This window comes from Petrocella sp. (genome assembly GCF_059865615.1).
The window spans coordinates 1-1,875 of sequence record NZ_JCBCDA010000152.1; the positions used below are offsets into that span (position 1 = coordinate 1).

General features: G+C 37.9%; 1 protein-coding gene and 1 pseudogene. Both read left to right on the forward strand.

Annotation, left to right across the window (positions count from 1 at the left end; genetic code table 11):
• Positions 1-136: 136 nt before the first annotated feature.
• Positions 137-223, forward strand: a pseudogene (locus tag AC6F8J_RS14815) (type II toxin-antitoxin system YoeB family toxin); the annotation flags it as partial.
• A 91-nt stretch (positions 224-314) separates the two neighbouring features.
• Positions 315-1,517 (forward strand): IS256 family transposase, encoded by a 1,203-nt coding sequence (locus AC6F8J_RS14820; RefSeq protein WP_500724400.1) that lies wholly within the window; start codon positions 315-317, stop codon positions 1,515-1,517.
• Positions 1,518-1,875 lie beyond the last annotated feature (358 nt).

The window sequence follows — 1,875 nt, forward strand, 5'->3', positions numbered from 1 at the left end:
GTCTATCCTAGCAGTAGAGATCCTAAAACGACTTTTTATGTGAAAGAATCTGCCCTGCTAGATTATTCTACAGAGATAAAACAATAATCATCAAGATATGGGTACAAAAAATGAATAAAGAGGACAAGGCTATTTTTCAAGGAGAATTACAGCCGAACATAGGTTGGTTTATAAAATTATTAATGATTTAATAGTTGTGGCACAGTGCAGGTATCACTATTAAATAATTTGGGGTAGCTTTTTGAGGCTTTTTTCGGGACTGTTCAAAATTCTGTGTCAACCTGGTAAAATTTTAAACACCCAAGGATTAACACATGAAGATAGAAGTAGATGTAGAGCAGTTTGCTCGTGACATTAAGGCCGGTAAAGGTATTGGTGGCTCTGATGGAGCCTTGAGCTTTTTAATCAAGCAACTCACCGAAGCTGCATTAGCCGCAGAGATAGACTCCCACCTTGCCCAAGACCTCACTAGAAACAGAAAAAATGGCTACAGTTCAAAAACCATGAAAAGCAGTGATGGTGCTTTTGAGCTTGATGTGCCAAGAGACCGCAATGGTAGCTTTGAACCCCAACTTGTCAAGAAAAACCAAACCACTATGAGTGATGAGATCGAAAAAAAGATACTCTCTTTATATGCTCTGGGTAACAGCTATTCCCAAATAGCCAAACACATTGAAGATATCTACTGTGTAGGCTTCTCTAAAGGAGCCATAAGTGCCGTAACCGATAAAATCCTCCCCATGCTTCAAGAGTGGAGAGTAAGACCGCTAGAGGCGGTCTATCCCTTTATCTTCCTTGACGCCATTCATTATAAAGTCAAAGAGGAAGGCCATTATGTTTCAAAAGCCTTTTATACCGTGCTTGGTGTACGGGTGGATGGTAAAAAAGAGGTGCTTGGGTTGTATCTTAATGAAAGCGAAGGAGCCAAGTTTTGGTTACAAGTTCTAACCGATTTACAACACCGTGGAGTCAAGGATATTCTCATTGCCAGTGTAGATGGGCTGAAGGGATTTCCTGAAGCCATTAACGCTATCTTTCCTGATACACAAGTGCAGCTATGCATCGTGCACCAGATACGTAACTCTCTTAAATACGTAGGTTCTAATAACCAAAAACAATTTGCCAAAGAGCTCAAGGCTGTTTATCAAGCCTTTACCAAAGAAGAGGCTGCGCTTGAACTGGATAAGCTTGAGGAAAAATGGGGTACGAAGTATCCTATTGTCTTTCAATCGTGGAGAAAAAAGTGGGAGAATTTATCTGTTTATTTCCAGTTTCCCCAAGAGATTCGCAGGGTCATCTACACCACCAATATCATTGAATCAGTCCATCGCCAATTTAGAATGCTCACCAAGACTAAGGGAGCATTTCCTAATGATGAGAGTTTACTGAAGCTACTGTATATGGGGATTTTAAATGCACAACAAAAGTGGACAATGCCTGTCAGGAACTGGTCGCTCACCCTCTCTCAGCTTGCTATCCATTTCAATGGCAGACTAGATGAGGCTTTAGGTTTATGATACAATTTTAGGAATTATCGGTGCTGACACAGAATATTGAACGCTACCTTCAAAGAGTGATCAATTTTGGATACAAAATGAGTATCCAAATATAACAATTTCACCAAATAAATTAAGTGGTGAAATTTGTTTCCAAAGAACATACAACAATATTACTATACTTGATAGTTGTAATATAGAAATTTTTTTAAGTCATAATGAACAGTCAATACTTCCAAAAGTTAAATGTTTAGATAATAAAATCGAAAATATTGCCAAGTTTTTAAATTTAAAAATGGATCAGTTACATACTAATCCTGATGGTTCTTTTTGTTTAACGGTTTATCCAAAAGAAAAATCATTTTTTACAAATGGTCAA

Excerpts from the sequence above, each read along its gene's own strand:
- AC6F8J_RS14820 (WP_500724400.1), top strand. The coding sequence starts at position 315 with ATGAAGATAGAAGTAGATGTAGAGCAGTTTGCTCGTGACATTAAGGCC.